The following is a 1,229-nucleotide window of genomic DNA, read 5'->3' on the forward strand; positions in this document are numbered from 1 at the left end:
TCAGTTTCATGGTCTGCATGCCTATCAGTATTCGGAGGGCTGTCCCTTACACCACCGTTTAATACACTCATGATTAAATATGATTATTACTCTGGTACTAATAATGTGGCGTAGTTTGTACCGGTGCGACGTTACTATTGCACATTTTTAAATGAATAAGTAGTTTTTCTGGCTGTAGTTAGACATTTTTTTTTTTATTAATGATGGGTTTGCTCTTGACTCTTGGTAAGACATATGGTATTGCAGACATATTGATATTTCTAACGCGTAGATATTGATGTTCTCTATAAATTGTAGTACATCATTTTCCTCTATTGACAAAATCCACAGCGTAGACGATATAATTATTTTTTGGTACATTTTTCACAATTTCGATAATGTATATCGAAATTTTCACACGGATCCCTATTTTTTCTCGTATTAAATATAGCCTACGTTCATCAGGAATAAAGTAGGATTTTAATGGTAAAATAATTTTTCGGAGCCTATTCAATTCAAACAAACAATCAAATCTTTCCTTTTTATAATAAGGTAGGTATTAGTGTAAATTTTCAAAAATAAATCAATGTAAATAGGCGGTTCCCCCACATTTCGTCCTTCGCTGCGTATTTTTAACGCAACGTAACGCATGCATCGAAAGGCGAAAGCAAATTGTGGATTTATATCTAATTCTCATACAGATACGGCTACGGTGCGTTATTAATGCACATTAGTATGTAACCCGATATAAAATATGTTTGTCACTCAGTCAGTGTGCAAGCAGTGGTCGCGTGACAACCGTGCGTGCAGCACACAACACGGCTAGTTTGCCGGTTCATAAAACAACGAATATCACATCCTTGAAGTAACTGTGTTACTGTTACATAGGCCCGTCGCATGACAGGAAGTAACGCTTAGACTATTAGGCGGTACTCCCTCTTTGACGGACTGACGGACGTATTTTTGTCGCGTCCGTCTGTCAGACTAAAGGAAATTTCGAATGTGTCCATATAACCGCAAAATTTCGAATGTGCACTTTCATACTTGCGATTGGGGTTAGCCATTGAATCGAGGTAGACATTTTTACAGCAAGTTTTTCGAGCGGTGAACGCCCCACAAAAACTCTGAACCCAGGGTTCATCGGATCGATCTACTTCCAGGACCAACAGTACTAAGAGAAAACAGTTGGTATGAAGATGAGGATAAAGAAATAGTCTATCTAACAAAAATACATAGAGAAATTAAGGATC

General features: G+C 37.5%; 1 protein-coding gene. It reads right to left on the reverse strand.

Features of this window, described 5'->3' with window-relative positions; genetic code table 11:
- Positions 1 to 147 precede the first annotated feature (147 nt).
- Positions 148 to 360, reverse strand: coding sequence for a hypothetical protein (locus ACJ5GX_RS03385; RefSeq protein ID WP_495292700.1), 213 nt, complete (start codon positions 358 to 360; stop codon positions 148 to 150).
- Between the last annotated feature and the right edge of the window lie 869 nt (positions 361 to 1,229).

Source organism: Wolbachia endosymbiont of Tuta absoluta (assembly GCF_059414725.1).

Coding starts and splice junctions, on each gene's coding strand:
- ACJ5GX_RS03385 (WP_495292700.1), bottom strand. CDS start 360: ATGTACCAAAAAATAATTATATCGTCTACGCTGTGGATTTTGTCAATA.